Below are 15,541 nucleotides of genomic sequence, written 5' to 3'. Positions count from 1 at the left end.
GTAAACATGTTGTTGAAAATATGTTAACCCAGTATCCCAGAATGGAAGATTCTTTTTGAATAGCAGCTGGTCTTTGCGAAACTGTAACCGGTAAAAAGAATAAGAGTGGGGATTTCACACAATGAATAGCAAGACACGTGTTCTCAATGTGCTAGTTACCGGACTGGCGCTTTTCGCCATGTTTTTCGGGGCTGGCAACCTGATTTTTCCAGTAATGATTGGGGTGGAATCGGGAGTTGAACAGGTTCCCGCCACCATCGGCTTTATGATTACCGGAGTGCTACTGCCCATGGCCGGCATGATTGCCGCCGCTACTTCTTCTTCCGGAGTACTCGGGATTATTGAACGCATCTCTCACTACCCAGGTCTGGTGTTTTGCTGGTTGATCTTTTTATCGACCGGGATGCTGTATGCGATTCCGCGTACTGCTGCCGCTTCTTTTTCGATGTCATTCCAAGCCACCACCGGGGACTCCCATCTGGCGCTATTTATTTACACATTGGTATTCTTCGGCATCGCCGGTTACCTGTGTTTGAATCCCCGTAACGTGCTTGACCGGATTGGCGGTCTGCTGACTCCTGCGCTGCTGATTTTGTTGGCGATAATGATTATTGCAGCGGTGGCAACTATGTCTCCTTCGGAGGCAGCCCCGATTGAAAAATATGCTTCCACCCCCACTTTGAAGGGTATTTTTGACGGTTACGGCACCCTGGATGCCATCGCTTCCTTCGTATTCGGGGTAGTGATTATTCGGGCACTACGGCAAAAAGGATTCCAACCCGGTAAGCAGCTATTTGGGGTTACCGCCCTTTCGGGAGTGATCGCCGCTTTCTTCCTTGGTCTGGTCTATTTTGGACTGTCGATGGTGGGCTCGCGCGTGGGACGACTTAACCCCAACGTTAAAGACGGCGGGGAAGGCTTGGCGTTCGCAGCGCAGCATTTATTTGGATCTACCGGCAGGGTAATCTTGGGTGCAATTGCTATTTTGGCTTGCCTAACTACTGCCATTGGTCTAGTCGAGGCTTCCACCCAGTTCTTCCGGGGATTGTTCCCGCAGGTTTCCCGTCCGGTGTGGGTGGTTTTGCATGTGGTGATTTCTTTAGCAATCGCTAACCTGGGGCTAGAGGCACTGGTAAACGTGATTATCCCGGTAATGATGTTCTGTTACCCCATCACCATCATGCTGGTAGTTACCTGTATCCTGGATATTTTCATTCCCGGACATATGTTCTGGGCCTACCGGCTTTCAGTGTGGGTAGCCGCGTTCTTTGGTCTTTTCGATGGCCTGAAGGCTGCCGGGGTATTGGAGGAGTGGATTGATACCACCATTCCGTTGGCTTCGCTAGGGTTGGGTTGGCTAATTCCGTCTCTGGTGATGCTGGTGGTCGGTCTGATTATCGATTTTGCGCAAGGCCGGATGAAACAGCAATACGACTATGATGCGGTGGCCAGGGAACGGAACCAATCCTTGGTAAGTGCCGGCTTGGCGTTCAATGAAGACGAACTAGATGAAGCCGCCGCCCCGCAGGAAAACCCGAGCGAAAAATCTGATTCAGACAGCTAGAGGTTTTCTATTCCCGCCAAGATTACTGGCACTATCCCCAGGAGGATAAATGCCGGTAGCTGGCAGATACCTAGCGGAATAACCAGCCGAACCGAGAGTTTTTGGGCGGCTTGGCGGGCACGCTGGTCTTTACTGGCGCGTACCCGCAGTCCGGCCCCTTTCAGTAACGCCTCGGGGGATACCCCATCCTTCCAGGCGGGTTCGAGGGCGGCAGATAGATACGGTGCCCACTCGGGGCAGGTATCCCCGCGTTGTAGCAGAGACCAAGCTAAGTTCCATTCAACTCCGAAAATCAGCGCGCGAGAAACCGCGGCTAGGCGAGGTTCTCCACTGGCAGCTGCCAGGGCAGTTAAGACGCGCGGAATCGCGGCGCCGCTGGCCAGTCCGGCGCTCGCCAAGTCCAGCATCACTGCGGGATCAATCGCGCTACGCCTGGTATATTCACCGCTAGATTTGTGTGGAGGAAGGGCAGGTAAAAACCAGGGCAAGGCACCCAAGAAAATCGAGATTGCCAGGATAAACATTTTTATGCCTTTTCCGCTTGCGCCACTAAGCGAAACATCCAAAACATCCCGGTTAACAGGGCAATAACCCCGACCAAGGCACTGATAGTTCCCAAGCCTCCGGCGAATATTGCATTTAGCGGATTGGCTCCTAGCAGGGATCCCAGCGCGGTTCCTCCTAAAGGTAAAAGCCCCAAAATAGTGGCGGAAGCTTTCGGAGCTGTCAACGCTAGCTTCCGCGCACGAGCGGCATTGGCAGCTTCGGTAAGCGAATCTGCGCAGCCGGCTAACACCTCAGCTAAGGGGGCGCCTACTGCCTCGGAAAAACGGACTGCCGCTAGGAGGCCAGTTAAAGAAGCCTGCTCCCAAGAAGTTAGATTTGGTTCTATTGCCGCTTGAATATCTGTGGCGCTGGCAGTTTTGGGACGGGAGAAACCGTGGCGTGGCAAACTTTTTACCCAGGCTGAATCGGGATCGGCACCGGCGTTTAGGCGGCTCGCTACCTCGATAACTGCCGCTGCTAGTTGGGGTTTTGGTTGGAAGTGACGCTGCAGAATCCCGGCAAAGTAGGTAATGGAACTAGCTATTTTAGGCAGAGGCAGGCGGCGGGTTCTGGGCGGATGAGCATCCGGTAAATGCCAAGGCAGGCCGGCAAGGGTTAGAAAAAGTCCCACTAAGGTGGCGGTTTTCCAGGTCACGGTGCCTCCGCAAGATAATCAAAATCCATATCTACCAGCTGTGATAGTTTTTGATACCCCGCCCCTCTAAGCAACTGTCCGGCAGGAGTAACTTTGAGTGCCAGTTGCGCCGCTAGGTGGGAATGATCCCAAACCGGAACCCCGACCTCGGATACATAGCGTCGAGTGCTTCCTCGCTCCGTTAAGCGGCGAATCTGTAAAAAGACATCTACCCCCGCTATCACCTGTGCTCCCACGGTAGATTCCGGCATTAAGGCCAACGCTCCTAGTGCCACCAGACGGGCAGGAACCTCAGTTACCGCATTGGCATGTACCGTTGCCCAAGTGCCTTCGTGCCCGGTGTTCATCGCAGACAGTACTTCCCGTACCTCCGGACCGCGGCATTCCCCCAGTACAATCCGATCCGGACGCATCCGCATAGCCGCACGCACCAGCTTTGACATGGGAACCGCGCCTACCCCTTGCACATTGGCGCTGCGTTCTTGCAGGTGAACTAAGTGAGGATGGGAAGGAAAAAGCTCGGAGACTTCCTCGATACATACAATCCGCTGGTTGGGGGGCACCAATTCCAACAGGGCAGACAGCAGCGTGGTTTTCCCCGAACCGGTGGCTCCGGAAATAAAACAGGAAGCACGCCGGGAAATTAGGGCGGTCAAAACCGGCGCTAAGGGCGCAGACACGGTTCCCGATTCCACCAATTGGGTAAAGTTTAGGCCTTTTGCGCGCGGGCAACGCAAAGAAATAACCGGAGAGGGCACCGCTAGAGGCGGCAGTACCGCATGGAGCCTAATGCCATCTGGCAGCGTGCCGTCGGCGATCGGCGCGGCATCATCTAAACGCTTTCCGGCAGCTCCTGCTAACCGGACTGCTAAGGAACGGAGATTACTGTTGGAACCAAAGTCCAGTCTGGTTTTGCAAAGACCCCCGCCACTATCGACCCATACTTGCTTTGGTCCATTGATTAAAACATCGGTTACTTGCGGGTCTTGAAGCAGGGATGCCAGCTGGGGGCCAAACCCGGATAATTCTGCATTTATTGTTGCCAAGTTATCAAGCAGGTGAGCGGTTCCTGCTGCTGGCGCGCTTGCCTGGCGGATCACTTCTGCCGGAGCTGCACCCGAGGCTACTAGCAGGCGGTTGTCCCGGTCAGTTTGGGAAGCTACGGGATGCCGAGGTGTTGGCTTTAAGACCGATAGCCATTTTTTGAAAGCCTTCATGCTACCGCCATCAGATTTCGCAGTAGCTGTGCCAACCTTACTTGCAAGTTTTTCGGCCATAAACTGCCCAGGCCTTGAGCTTGCAGCCGTTTTAGTTCCCGGCAATGCGGCACGAAATATCTTTGATTGTCGCTGCTAGGGGGAACAATTCTGTTAGGGACGCGATTGGTCACTAGCGGGATTCTGCGCTGATGGATTCGTTGCAGAACCTGTCGATTAATTGCCGATTGCGAGTAATCCCTGACTACCAGAATATGCCCGGGTAAATTGTTTAGGTCTTCCACAGAAGCAAGTTGTCCCCAATCGATAACTACCAGTGAAAATGCACGAATTAGCAAAGAAAAAAGGTGTGGTAGCTGGCGGAGATCACCGCGGTGGAGCTGGAGAAAACGCGTATTTTGTACCCCGGGTAAAACCTCGCGTAAGCGGGAAACTAACAGGTCCGCTTCCAAGTCTGAAGAGGAAAAGTTGCTAATAGCGGGAAAACCGAGTTTGCGCATCCCCGGTGAATATTGGCGCGAAGTTGAGTCCGAGAAAGGACAGCTGGCATCTACAAAAATCGAGTTCTTAACGCTGTTTGCTAACCCGAACGCAATGGTAGAGGTGCCACTTTTTGGATGTAACCCGAAGATATTGAGGATGCGTCCTCGGGAAGGATAACAGTATTGATCAATCTGCGAGAGAAAAGCTCCTACCTGGGATGGGAGGCGAAAAACCCCGGGGCGTTGCAAGGGGCTTCCAGGAGGGGTGAAGCTTCTTTGGGGCAGGGGCGGTGGGCTGGCTGAAAAATCTACGCGAACTATGGGAAGCGGGGAGGAAAGCCAACTTAAATTGGTGCTAGCAGGGGTGATAACTGTACTTAAGCTGGCAGCAGGAGGCGGCAGTTGGGTGGTGAAATGAATATTAGACACTCCGAGTACCTGGGATAGGAATTGCAACTGTCCCAGGTTAAATCCCCACAATAGGCAGGTCGGGTCGGTATCACCAGGTACTTGCCTGGCAGGCATTGGTGTTGGTAGATCTGTTTGCACGACTGGCTCCTGCGGGTTTGTTTGCGAAGTACACCTAGATTTAGTGAATGGGGAGCAGGGGAGACAATAAAAGAAATGGCATTCCTAGGAAACCAGAGTCCGGTCGATCCCTGGGGACAAACCGAAAAGTAAAGACAAAGGTGCGGACAGTAACGGATTCTCAAAAAATTGGAGTCCGAGTGGCTGCATCAGGCAGGAATCACCGAGTTTATCGGTGTTGAGGATAAAGGGAGATGCTGAAGGGGGTCAAATAAGTGCCTATTTACCGCGGCGTTTACGTGAATGTTTGGAACGATGTCCAGAGGCGGATCCTCCCAGATCTAAATAGCTCAAAGTGCGCAGGAGTAACTTGCGGCAGGCGCCAGCGAATCTCTTTCCTGCTTGCGCTAGCTTGCCCCAAATAGGGGCGACGCGTGGATGTTTGCGGAAAATCACTAGCGCCACTATTAGTGCTAGCAGAATAACCAAAAATCCGATTCCCCATTTTTGGTTCATCGTTATCCCCGGGTGATCTTGTCCTCGTACCTCGAAACCTTTGACGAGAGCTTGCGGGGTCGTCCAAGTGACGGTGTTGCCTTCTGCTGTCGCCCCGGAATAGGTGTCGGTTTTTAACACTGGGCCGGGGAAGGTAATTGTCAGGCGGAACTGGTCGGTTTGGGCATCTAAGAAATCTAAGCTTTGCACCGGGGCAAGTTTCGCCACGTAGCTGTCACCGATATGTTTAATGGTCACAAACGGCTTCTTGGCCTGGGAAATATGTTGTGCCTTCACCGTGATCGTACAGTCTGAAACCTGATCAGTGGATTTATCTTTAATCTCGACTTGTGAAGTTTTGAGGTAGTCCTCGATTCCCGGAATCTGATCCTTACATTTAATATCTTGAGTAGTTCGCGGCTGCGTTAAATGAGTACTAAACGAATAGGTATCATTGCCGTAAATCTGCATTTGGGTGCTAGCTTCACAACCCGCCAGCAATATCGCACAGGGAAGTAGAATTAGAGCCAAAAGTCGTTTGCCCTTCACCCTCGCTACCTCCTTGAGTGGCGGCTATAAACCCGATTATCGCGTAACCGTTATTTTTAATCATACTGTAAAGAATTACTTATGCCGATGGTAAAAGGTTCACTTCCCTAGCTGAAAACCAATCGGGAAGGTGTCCTATGGCCTAAAGTTTCCCTTAATATGAGCCAGGTCATAGTAATTTATGGAAATTTTTAGACGCTCTCGGTAGAGAAAGTGGCAGCGATGACGGAGAATAGAAAAGCAATAGCAACTGTGTGTTGCCGTGTCGAGTGCCGCAGGAGGCAAGAGATAAATGACAGTGACTGAGAAAGATGTGCTAGCTGCCGCCCCGAAGAACGCGCCGAAAGAGGTCGTTGATTGGGTAATTAAAGTTGCAGAACTGGCGAAACCGAAAGCGATTGAGTTTTGCGATGGTTCCGAAGAGGAATGGACTCGCCTAACCGATCTCATGGTAGAAACCGGGATGTTCACCCGTTTGAATCCGGAGAAACGTCCTAACTCCTTCCTGGCTCGCTCGCTACCCTCCGATGTGGCGCGCGTAGAGTCGCGTACTTTCATCTGCTGTGAAAAGGAAGAGGATGCTGGCCCCACTAACAACTGGGCAGATCCCAAGCAGATGCGCGAGACCCTGAATGAAAAGTTCGACGGCGCGATGGCTGGCCGCACCATGTACGTGATTCCCTTCTCCATGGGACCGCTGGGTGGCCCGATTTCTCAGCTGGGTATCGAACTCAGTGACTCCCCCTACGTGGTCTGCAACATGCGGATCATGACCCGTATGGGTGCTAAGGCGATGGATCTCATCAACGAGGGACGTCCCTGGGTTCCGGCGGTTCACTCCGTAGGTAAGCCGCTGGCTGAGGGCGAGACTGACGAAGCCTGGCCTTGCAATGACGAAAAGTACATCACCCACTTCCCCGAAACCAATGAAATTTGGTCCTTCGGTTCCGGTTACGGCGGGAACGCCCTGCTGGGCAAGAAGTGCTACGCTCTGCGTATCGCCTCCACGATGGCTCGCCGTGACGGCTGGATGGCAGAGCACATGCTGATTCTGCGTCTAACCGACGAAAAGAGTGGCGAACAGTACCACGTGACCGCTGCCTTCCCGTCCGCCTGCGGCAAGACCAACCTGGCCATGCTGCAGCCGACCATCCCCGGCTACAAAGTCGAAACCGTTGGTGACGACATTGCCTGGATGCGTCCTGGTGAGGACGGTACGCTGCGCGCGATCAACCCCGAGGCTGGCTTCTTCGGTGTTGCTCCGGGAACCTCTTACAAGACCAACCCGATGGCGATGGAGACCATGAAAGAAAACTCCATCTTCACCAACGTAGCCTTGACTGACGATGGCGATGTCTGGTGGGAAGGCATCGACGGAGACACCCCGGATCACCTGATCGATTGGCATGGTAATGACTGGACTCCGGAATCTGGCGAAAAGGCCGCTCATCCGAACTCCCGTTTCACCACTCCGGCTGCGCAGTGCCCGATCGTATGCCCCGATTGGGAAGCTCCCGAAGGCGTTCCGGTCACCGCTATCCTCTTCGGTGGACGTCGTGCTTCTAACGTTCCGTTGGTAGCCGAGCAGTACTCCCCGGCACACGGCGTATTCATTGGTGCGTCCGTAGCCTCCGAGCAGACCGCTGCTGCTGAAGGTGCTGTGGGATCCCTACGTCACGATCCCTTCGCTATGCTGCCCTTCTGTGGCTACAACATGGCTGACTACTGGGGTCACTGGCTAGAAATGCAAGAAAAGGTCGGCGACAAGTTCCCGCGGATTTACCAGGTTAACTGGTTCCGTAAGGACGAGGACGGCAGCTTCTTGTGGCCGGGCTATGGCGACAACGCTCGCGTTTTGGACTGGATCGTACGCCGTGCCTCCGGCAAGGTTGACGCGATTGAGGGACCGACTGGCTACTACCCCAAGTTCGAGGACTTCAACCTGGAAGGCACCGGATTGGGTCAGGAAGACTGGGACAAGATGTTCGCCATCGATCCCGATGCCTGGCTGGCCGAGACCGAGGACACCGAGAAGTACTTCTCGCAGTTCGGTGACAAGCTGCCCAAGGCCATCTCCGAGGAGCTCGCTAAACTGCGTGAGCGTCTGCAGGCACTGAAGTAACCACCTAACGGAGAGTTACCTCTTTTCTTTTTAGGAAAATAAGAGGGGGCGGCCGGAAACAAAAGTTTCCGGCCGCCTTTTCACGCTTCTATGTCCGCGGTATCGCGGTGGTAGCGCGATAGTCTCGGTTTGCTTAACTACACAGATTGCGCAGCTAGTGTTTTAATGTTTCGTGAGCAGCGTGCCCTTCGGGCTCAATCTGCAGGGTGCAATGTTCTATCTTGCGTGGGAAATGGGTTTTCATACATTCTTCTACCTGGTGTAACACTTCCAATGCATGGCCATCTCGGTAGCACTCCTTGGCGATAATGATATGCGCTGATAAAAGCACCGTTTGAGAGTTTAATGGCCATACGTGCAGGTCATGAATTCCACTAACATGTTCCACCTGCAAAATATGGTTCCTGATCTCCGCGATCTTCAATTCGCTGGGAGTGCGCTCAAGCAGGATTGCTCCCGCGTCCTTTAACAATTTGTAGCCGCGCGGCAGCATCGCGCCCGCAATTAGCAAAGAAATTACCGCGTCGATTCGGTTGATGCCGCTAAGACGGGTGATAATGCCGCCGGCGATCACTCCGACAGAGGAAATTGCATCTACGGAAACCTCCAGAAATGCGGCTTTAATATTTAAATTGTCGCGATGGTGTCCTAGCATTACCAGCATTGATGCCAAATTGCCCAGTAAGCCGGCCACCGCCCAGGCAGCCATCTGAGTACCGTCAACCGGAGTGGGAGTAAGCAGGCGGATAACTGCTTGGTAGCCGATGATCGTACAGATGATCATAATCATCCCGGCCTGGATCCCGCCCGCGATTGCCTCTAGACGCGCATATCCGTAGGTAAGTTCGCCGCTAGCAGGGCGAGTCATCAAAGTAGCGGTGAAGGCAGCTAAGAATAGTCCTATCGAATCAATGGCCACGTGTCCGGTATCCGCCGCTAAAGCTAGCGAACCGGAAATAATGGAGCCGATTAGCTGGGCAACCAGCACCGCCAAGGTGATCCCAGCGGCAATTAGCAGTCGCGTGCGGGTAGATTCATTGGTAGATTCACTGGTAGAAGTGTGTTGATGCACGGTGACGTCACCTCTTACTAAGGGATACCTAAATAAGTAATATTTTGCTACCTTAACCTCACCAATTCCAATAAGATTTGTCAACAGCCCTCCCAAATCTAAATGAAAGATGCAAGAATGATAAATATGTCGTCAAGTGATACTCCGGCGCTACGTGGATGGCGCCATTTATTTTCTGGTAAAGAACGAGAAGTTTACTATCCCGCGGGACAGTCGGCTCATGATTCCGACACCGTGATGATTCTGGCTACCGACCGTTTCAGTGCCTATGGTCAGGTCTTTCCTACTGAAATCCCCGGTAAAGGTATTGCTGTTACCCAACTGACTACCTGGTGGTTGGAACAGCTTGGGGACGCGATTCCCAATCATTTTCTATCTACTTCTTCGGTACCAGAGATGGCGGCCGGACGAGCGATGATTTGCCGTCGCCTCGATATGTATCCCTTGGAATGTCATGTGTCTGGTTATCTGGCAGGTGAAGCCTGGCGGGAGTATCAAGCGAAAGGCACTATCGGGGGTGCACGGATGCCGGCGGGTCTGCAACAAGATCAAAAGCTAGAGGAACCAGTATTTAATCCGGTAGCAAAGACTCAGATGGGACGGCACGACAGTAACGTTTCTTGGGAAGCGCTACAGTCCTTAGTTGGCAGTGGACGCGTAGATCAAATTATCGAGTACTCGCTGGATTTGTACCAGCGAGCGGCCAAGATTGCTTGGGACTGCGGGATTATCTTAGGCTCCACCAAGTTCGAGTTTGGCTCCGCTCTTCCCTACGGTGGCGAGGCCGTGGTGTTAGGAGATGAGGTGCTCACCCCCGATTCTTCGCGTTTTTGGAATGCCGATAGCTATGAAGTTGGCAAGCGTAATCCCCGGCTAGATACCCAGATATTGCGAGATTGGGTCGATTCTGACGCGTGTCAGTGGCAACCCTATAAACGGCAAGAACCTCCGCAGATCCCCGCGGATGTGGTAAAGCAAACTTCTGACCGTTATCAAGAAATCTACGAGACGCTGACGGGACGAACTCTCAACGAATAAGCCGGTAAATTTTCCACAGGCAGTATCCACAGATATTGCTGCGATTTTACACCAGTTAACAACCCTGTGGATATTGCCTGTGGATATTTATTTTTTTACTAACCCAATAACCTGAAATGTCAAATTATTTCTAGTTAACCTCAGGTAAACCTTGAGGGTATGAGGGGTTTTGACTGGTAGAAACGGTATTGAAGCTACTAGCTGCAACAATGGCAAGATCTCAAGGTAGCCTGGGGATAACCAGTGACATAACTCCTAAAAAGTAGAATAATCACCAAGTCGTGGAGAGGTTTTCAACAGCGAATGTTTTCGGGAAGCAACTGGAGACTGCGACCGTGAGTAGGTGCTTAACGAAACCCTCAAGTAAATACATGAGGGTTTGAATTTCTTCTTTAAGGGTCAGCCTGGTTGTAGGTAAACCGAATGGGGAACAATAGAAAAAACTGCTGCCCGACAAATCATTTTGCCGAGCAGCAGCCCAGAGTAAAAATTTTTAGCAGTCTAAACTACTAAAACATCCAAGTGGCAAGCAGTTACTTGGTCTTCTTGTTGGTGATTCCCAAGTAGAGGCTAATCAAACCAACTGCGATCACGATCGCCACGATAAAACTAATAAAGCCGTGACCGTCGCCAATAACCTTGGCTAGGATCCAGTCAGACAGGCCAGCGGAAACCATACCGATGATGATGGTGATGATCGTCCCCATGTTCTGCTTGCCCTTCATGAAGAAGCGCGCTAGAGCCCCAATAATGCCGCCAACAATAATCGAACCGATGATGCCCATTTTTGTCCCTCGTTATTTTCTTACTAGTTATAATGCTTACGCTTACTGTTTAACACCCCGGGACGGTATTGCGCAAAAGCGACTGCCAAGGAAATGCACAGTAAACCCACTATTTCCCGCCAATTTAGCAGGTGACGCAGGCCAATCATGCTGACCACCTCACTAATTGCCGGCATTAAGCATGCTAACAGCGAAAATATATCAGGACCGAAACGGCGTAGCGCCACTTGCTCTAAGGGGAAAGGCAGCGCAGTAGAAAGCACCCCTACGGCGATGCAACAAAGCAAAACCCAACTGCTTTGCCGACCAGTAGCAATCTCGGCAGAGTCGATTAACAGCTTTGCTCATGGTTTGATCCGCTTAGGGCTGTATGTCTACAAATAGCGCGCGGTGATCAGAGATTGGCATCTCGATAGTGTCCACCTGTGAAACTTGGCAGGTGGGGGGAGCGAATAGCTGGTCGATATGGAATCGGGGCTGATCTGCCGGGAAAGTGGGGGCACTCGCGAAAGTCAAATAGGGGTAAACGGTGCGCGAGACCTCCTGGCGCAGATTCATATCGCCAACTAGCAGCGGGGTTGCCTTGCCAGCAAGTAGCGACATTCCCTGCCACGAGCGGATTAGTTGTCGTTTGGCGGTGTCTACCCCGAGATCCAGATGGGTGTCGCCCACTAGAAACTGTCCCTGCGGGGTAGTGATTTCGGCTCCAAGCAAGCTGCGGGTCTGCCCGCCATAAAACTTCCAGTTACGCGGATCCGGGCTGGAAATATTTATCCTGGGGGCGGCGGAACCGAGTTTGGCACTTACCCAGCGCCGCACCGGATGGGGGGTAAGCAGTCCTACCCCGTACCCTCCAAGCAACGGTCGATCGGCGCGGAAAGGATTACGCGATTTTCCGAGGGATTCGCTGGGTAGCGTTACCGGTAAGCGGAGCCCTAACAGAATCTGGCCAGCGAAAAAACTCAAAAATCGCTGCTGCCACTTCTTCCCAGAAACTTCGGTTAATGCATCCGCCAGGGCGCGGGTTTGGTCTACAAAACCGGAACGTGCCTGATAGAAATCGACTTCTTGCAGGCAAATGGCATCGGGGTGATAATCGCTAAACTGTTCCGCCAATACTTGCCAGTGATCTCGAGATGGAGCTTTTCCCGCTGGGGGAGTGCCATGTTGCAGATTTGCACTGATAATCCGCATATTATTCGGCCTGAAAATCTAGGCAGATCGAGTTAATGCAGTAACGTTGTCCCGTAGGCATGTCAGGTGCGTCCTCAAAAACATGACCCAGGTGGCTTTGACAGTTAGCGCAACGCACCTCGGTTCTTTCCATGCCATGGGAAGAGTCTTGATGGTAGGTGACCGCGGCGTCCTCGGGTCGGAAAAATGCGGGCCAACCGCAGTGAGAATCAAACTTGGTATCGGAACGGAATAGCTCTGTCCCGCAGGCGCGGCAACGGTAGATGCCCGGTCGCTTCTCATGCAGGTATTTACCGGTGCCGGGGCGTTCAGTACCGGCTTCGCGCAAAACATGGTATTCGCTGGCATCTAGGCGGGCTCGCCAATCAGTTTCACTTGCATGGCGGGGATTGAAATCACTCATAACTTATCCTTTCTAAAAATTATTCTCGCCCACCAATTTGCGAGCCAAACGATGAACTTCTTCATCGGAACGGTCACGACTTAGGTAGCGTACTTGCTGCGGTTGAATCCGGCGAGAAACCAAAGCCCAGGGAACTTCCTTCACCAACCACTGAATCAATTGTTCCCGCAGGTAACAGCGCAATACCCATAAATCAGAACTGTCGGCTGCCGACACTGAGATCCTAACTGTCTGACAGTCGGCGGTCATATCGGATACTTCGACGCTGGCGCTGCGCCCGTCCCAAAGCTCAGTTCCGGAAAGCAATAGATCCACTTGGGCCCGAATAGAATCAATGGGGGCGGAGTAGTCTAATTGCAATTCCACTAGCCCTAACTGTTGACTGTGTTTACGCGTCCAGTTTTCAAACTTCTGCTGAGTGAAATGGGTGGACGGCACAATCATGCGCCGTTCATCGTAGAGGTTAAGCACCACGTAGGTGAGGGTGATTTCTTCTACCGTACCCAGCTCTTTTGTCCCATCCAAACCAGGAACCTGCACTTTGTCGCCCACCCGGAGCGCATCTGAAAGCGCCATCTGGACTCCGGCGAAAACATTAGCCAGAGTCGACTGGGCAGCCAAAGTAGCCACGATTGAGGCCACTCCTGCCGAGGCCAGCATAGAACTCATGGCCACTTGGGCAGATGGGAAAGTTAATATGGCACTAGAAATTCCCACTACTACTACAACTGCTTGCAGTAGCCTGCGAATCACCTGTGCTTGGGTGAGCATTTTCGAACGGCTACGTGAAGGTTTCTCGCGGTTGGCTTTAACCGCGACATCTTCAATGAAGTAACAGATGCGGGTGATCAAGAAAGTAAAAGCTAAAATGACCGCGATCAGCAGTCCTTGGCTGAACCTGCCAATGCCAGTCGATCTGGAAATCTCTAGACCCGAAGTAGTGTATTTCCAGCCGAGATAGGCGCCCAAGATCATCAGAGTCACAAAAAGGCTGCGGGTGGCGCGATTGAGTACCAGTTGGGTTAAAGGCTCGCGCTTGGCCAGCAGTTTCAAAATGGCAATAGTAATTAAAGCCAAGACAAAACCCGCCAGCACCCCCACGCCCATGCCCGCGAGACTAGTTAACCAGTCAAAAACTTGTTCAACGGCTTCATCTGACGAGGACGTGTCTAAAGGTTGCAGCTGCATATACCTAGATTACGTTTCAACGGCGAAAAATGCAGTCATTAAACTTGTAGAATCCGCGGTGAGTCAAAGTTGTGAGAGGCTTCATAGGCTGACGCTTTGCCTTTAGTTACTCAATGCCGGTAAGCTTATTCAAGTCTGAGCCGAGGCCATTAGGCTAGGCCGCAAGGCCCCCATCGTCTAGAGGCCTAGGACACCGCCCTTTCACGGCGACGGCACGGGTTCGAATCCCGTTGGGGGTACGATCCGCCGAAAGGTGGAAGATAAATGAATATGGCCCAGTGGCGCAGTTGGTTAGCGCGCCGCCCTGTCACGGCGGAGGTCGCGGGTTCAAGTCCCGTCTGGGTCGCAGGTCTTATTAGGACCCCAGGCTCTGTAGCTCAGTTGGGAGAGCGTTCGACTGAAAATCGAAAGGTCACCGGATCGATGCCGGTCGGAGCCACCATTTTCGGTTATTTTCACGCTACAGGTTTTAGCCAGAAAAGTGATCCCAACCCTGCTGATCATAGGGACTACCATCAACTAACAGGTATGGGTTAAGCGAGTTCGCCAAATCCTGGTCAGTACTTTCCCTACCTCCAGTTCTGTTATCCGCATACTTGTCGGCCTTCGCGGGTAACACCTCACCGATAGCAGTAAAACCGGGAACCGCGAACCCGGCGGAAGCGCTGCACAGCAGGCCATGGTCTTCGCCTCCCCCTAGTACCCAATCCCAACTATTGGCTCCCAAGAAATCTGCTAAGCCCGCTAGGCGTTGGGCATATGCTTCTAAATGGGAGCGGGACAAATTAAGCACTACCCCAGAAGCAGCCGCGATTTTTGCACCATCGCGACTAAGTCCATCAGACACATCCATCAGGGCGTGTGCTCCCGCGTCAGCTAACTTCGACGCGAGGTCGGCAGGTACCTGCGGCACCTGGTAGCAGGATAATGCCTCGATGGCGAGGGCACGCAGCTCCGTGGGTAGGGTAGGGGCAGCTATCGCCTCCTGGGGGCTCTGGAAGCGTTCTAGCAGTGCTAAACCGGCAGCAGACTTCCCCAGGTTACCCGCGAAATAAATTAGGTCACCGGATCGCGCGTTGCAACGCAATAGGGGAGGGCGGCCCTCTAAATCCCCAATCACCGTAACTGCTACCTGTAGGCACGGCCCCGAAGATAGATCCCCGCCCACCAGGGAATACCCGTAGCTTTCTAAGCCAGTAGCCAATCCGGCAGCGAGGGCGTCAATCTCGGTTTTACCCATATTCTTGGGGATGGTTACCGCGGCGACAGCGCTATGGGCACTCGCCCCCATAGCTGCAATATCGGCGGCGTTTTGGGCGGCGGCGCGCCGCCCGATTTGTTCCAGGCTCATCCAGTCGCGGCGAAAATGTACCCCTTCTACCAACACATCGGTGGAAATCACAGAGCGGGAATCGGGGTGAGTCAAAACCGCGCAATCATCTCCCGATCCCACCAGTACGCGGGAGTGCGAATGCAAATTGGAAGTAAAATCGGCGATTAAGCGATCTTCGGCAGTAATTGGAGTAGGGACTGCATCCTCTACAAATGGTGAAGGTTGCGAAGAAGACGGTTTTACCTGGGGAGCCTGGGCAGGATCGGAAATGCTCATAGCTGTTAGCTTACCTATTGCTGAAAGGTAGTCCCTACCCGGTTGCCATCACTATCTTTTCCTAACCGGCAACTTTGGGGTGGGGAAAGTCCAG

At 52.8% G+C, this 15,541-nt stretch carries 15 protein-coding genes and 3 tRNA genes; 6 read left to right on the top strand and 12 right to left on the bottom strand.

Translation table 11 applies throughout. The features are described from left to right. Positions 1–121 precede the first annotated feature (121 nt). Positions 122–1,564, top strand: coding sequence for a branched-chain amino acid transport system II carrier protein (gene brnQ, locus ACZ5BI_RS09440; RefSeq protein ID WP_464896280.1), 1,443 nt, complete (start codon positions 122–124; stop codon positions 1,562–1,564). Here brnQ and ACZ5BI_RS09435 read toward each other — a convergent pair. The 5 genes from ACZ5BI_RS09435 to ACZ5BI_RS09415 all read right to left on the bottom strand — a co-directional run bounded on the left by ACZ5BI_RS09435 (position 1,561) and on the right by ACZ5BI_RS09415 (position 6,036). After that, complete coding sequence (locus ACZ5BI_RS09435; protein ID WP_464896279.1) at positions 1,561–2,088, bottom strand: type II secretion protein F; 528 nt, start codon at positions 2,086–2,088, stop codon at positions 1,561–1,563. The two genes, brnQ and ACZ5BI_RS09435, sit on opposite strands and share 4 nt — an antisense overlap. A gap of 2 nt (positions 2,089–2,090) precedes the next feature. After that, a complete protein-coding gene (locus ACZ5BI_RS09430; RefSeq protein WP_278605270.1) occupies positions 2,091–2,765 on the bottom strand; it encodes a type II secretion system F family protein in 675 nt (224 codons plus the stop codon). Then, on the bottom strand, positions 2,762–3,982 hold the full coding sequence (locus ACZ5BI_RS09425) for a TadA family conjugal transfer-associated ATPase (RefSeq protein ID WP_464896278.1): 1,221 nt from the start codon (positions 3,980–3,982) through the stop codon (positions 2,762–2,764). The genes ACZ5BI_RS09430 and ACZ5BI_RS09425 overlap by 4 nt, the downstream gene beginning before the upstream one ends. Then, positions 3,979–5,013 carry a hypothetical protein gene (locus ACZ5BI_RS09420; protein ID WP_464896277.1) on the bottom strand — a complete coding sequence of 345 codons (1,035 nt, stop codon included), beginning with the start codon at positions 5,011–5,013 and terminating at the stop codon, positions 3,979–3,981. The genes ACZ5BI_RS09425 and ACZ5BI_RS09420 overlap by 4 nt, the downstream gene beginning before the upstream one ends. 258 nt (positions 5,014–5,271) lie before the next feature. Beyond that, complete coding sequence (locus ACZ5BI_RS09415; RefSeq protein WP_024059946.1) at positions 5,272–6,036, bottom strand: LppM family (lipo)protein; 765 nt, start codon at positions 6,034–6,036, stop codon at positions 5,272–5,274. Positions 6,037–6,328: 292 nt separating this feature from the next. Between ACZ5BI_RS09415 and ACZ5BI_RS09410 the strand changes: the two genes are divergently transcribed. Then, on the top strand, positions 6,329–8,158 hold the full coding sequence (locus tag ACZ5BI_RS09410) for a phosphoenolpyruvate carboxykinase (GTP) (protein WP_278605266.1): 1,830 nt from the start codon (positions 6,329–6,331) through the stop codon (positions 8,156–8,158). Positions 8,159–8,312: 154 nt separating this feature from the next. Here the strand turns inward: ACZ5BI_RS09410 and ACZ5BI_RS09405 are convergent, their stop codons facing one another. Beyond that, entirely contained in the window at positions 8,313–9,230 is a 918-nt protein-coding gene (locus ACZ5BI_RS09405; RefSeq protein ID WP_464896276.1) for a cation diffusion facilitator family transporter, read from the bottom strand. A gap of 126 nt (positions 9,231–9,356) precedes the next feature. Here ACZ5BI_RS09405 and ACZ5BI_RS09400 point away from each other — a divergent pair, with 126 nt between their 5' ends. Beyond that, on the top strand, positions 9,357–10,268 hold the full coding sequence (locus tag ACZ5BI_RS09400; RefSeq protein WP_238127951.1) for a phosphoribosylaminoimidazolesuccinocarboxamide synthase: 912 nt from the start codon (positions 9,357–9,359) through the stop codon (positions 10,266–10,268). Between the two features lie 533 nt (positions 10,269–10,801). Here ACZ5BI_RS09400 and ACZ5BI_RS09395 read toward each other — a convergent pair. From ACZ5BI_RS09395 to ACZ5BI_RS09375, 5 genes are all read right to left on the bottom strand, one after another. Then, complete coding sequence (locus tag ACZ5BI_RS09395) at positions 10,802–11,053, bottom strand: GlsB/YeaQ/YmgE family stress response membrane protein (RefSeq protein ID WP_464896275.1); 252 nt, start codon at positions 11,051–11,053, stop codon at positions 10,802–10,804. Positions 11,054–11,076: 23 nt separating this feature from the next. Then, a complete protein-coding gene (locus ACZ5BI_RS09390) occupies positions 11,077–11,340 on the bottom strand; it encodes an EamA family transporter (protein WP_464896274.1) in 264 nt (87 codons plus the stop codon). Positions 11,341–11,413: 73 nt separating this feature from the next. Next, the gene (locus tag ACZ5BI_RS09385) at positions 11,414–12,247 is read right to left on the bottom strand and encodes an endonuclease/exonuclease/phosphatase family protein (RefSeq protein ID WP_464896273.1); all 834 of its coding nucleotides are present in this window, start codon (positions 12,245–12,247) and stop codon (positions 11,414–11,416) included. A gap of 1 nt (position 12,248) precedes the next feature. Beyond that, a complete protein-coding gene (msrB, locus tag ACZ5BI_RS09380) occupies positions 12,249–12,650 on the bottom strand; it encodes a peptide-methionine (R)-S-oxide reductase MsrB (protein ID WP_024059938.1) in 402 nt (133 codons plus the stop codon). Positions 12,651–12,662: 12 nt separating this feature from the next. Then, complete coding sequence (locus ACZ5BI_RS09375) at positions 12,663–13,838, bottom strand: mechanosensitive ion channel family protein (RefSeq protein WP_464896272.1); 1,176 nt, start codon at positions 13,836–13,838, stop codon at positions 12,663–12,665. A 166-nt stretch (positions 13,839–14,004) separates the two neighbouring features. Between ACZ5BI_RS09375 and ACZ5BI_RS09370 the strand changes: the two genes are divergently transcribed. The 3 genes from ACZ5BI_RS09370 to ACZ5BI_RS09360 all read left to right on the top strand — a co-directional run bounded on the left by ACZ5BI_RS09370 (position 14,005) and on the right by ACZ5BI_RS09360 (position 14,280). Continuing rightward, positions 14,005–14,077, top strand: a tRNA-Glu gene (locus ACZ5BI_RS09370). 33 nt (positions 14,078–14,110) lie between these two features. After that, positions 14,111–14,184 (top strand) — tRNA-Asp (locus tag ACZ5BI_RS09365). Between the two features lie 20 nt (positions 14,185–14,204). Continuing rightward, positions 14,205–14,280: transfer RNA gene (locus ACZ5BI_RS09360), tRNA-Phe, on the top strand. 27 nt (positions 14,281–14,307) lie between these two features. On the opposite strand, the gene thiL is transcribed toward ACZ5BI_RS09360, so the two are convergent. Further along, positions 14,308–15,447, bottom strand: coding sequence for a thiamine-phosphate kinase (gene thiL, locus ACZ5BI_RS09355; protein ID WP_464896271.1), 1,140 nt, complete (start codon positions 15,445–15,447; stop codon positions 14,308–14,310). Positions 15,448–15,541: the final 94 nt, after the last annotated feature.

It is taken from the genome of Varibaculum sp. GTC20041 (assembly GCF_055387755.1).
Note: the sequence above shows the minus strand (reverse complement) of the source record. Positions and strands in the feature narration are given on the sequence as shown.

Bases quoted from the DNA above. Each gene is read 5' to 3' on its own strand.
- ACZ5BI_RS09395 (WP_464896275.1), bottom strand. From the start codon at position 11,053: ATGGGCATCATCGGTTCGATTATTGTTGGCGGCATTATTGGGGCTCTA.
- ACZ5BI_RS09425 (WP_464896278.1), bottom strand. From the start codon at position 3,982: ATGAAGGCTTTCAAAAAATGGCTATCGGTCTTAAAGCCAACACCTCGG.
- ACZ5BI_RS09435 (WP_464896279.1), bottom strand. From the start codon at position 2,088: ATGTTTATCCTGGCAATCTCGATTTTCTTGGGTGCCTTGCCCTGGTTT.
- ACZ5BI_RS09385 (WP_464896273.1), bottom strand. From the start codon at position 12,247: ATGCGGATTATCAGTGCAAATCTGCAACATGGCACTCCCCCAGCGGGA.
- brnQ (WP_464896280.1), top strand. From the start codon at position 122: ATGAATAGCAAGACACGTGTTCTCAATGTGCTAGTTACCGGACTGGCG.
- ACZ5BI_RS09400 (WP_238127951.1), top strand. From the start codon at position 9,357: ATGTCGTCAAGTGATACTCCGGCGCTACGTGGATGGCGCCATTTATTT.
- ACZ5BI_RS09410 (WP_278605266.1), top strand. From the start codon at position 6,329: ATGACAGTGACTGAGAAAGATGTGCTAGCTGCCGCCCCGAAGAACGCG.
- msrB (WP_024059938.1), bottom strand. From the start codon at position 12,650: ATGAGTGATTTCAATCCCCGCCATGCAAGTGAAACTGATTGGCGAGCC.
- thiL (WP_464896271.1), bottom strand. From the start codon at position 15,447: ATGAGCATTTCCGATCCTGCCCAGGCTCCCCAGGTAAAACCGTCTTCT.
- ACZ5BI_RS09375 (WP_464896272.1), bottom strand. From the start codon at position 13,838: ATGCAGCTGCAACCTTTAGACACGTCCTCGTCAGATGAAGCCGTTGAA.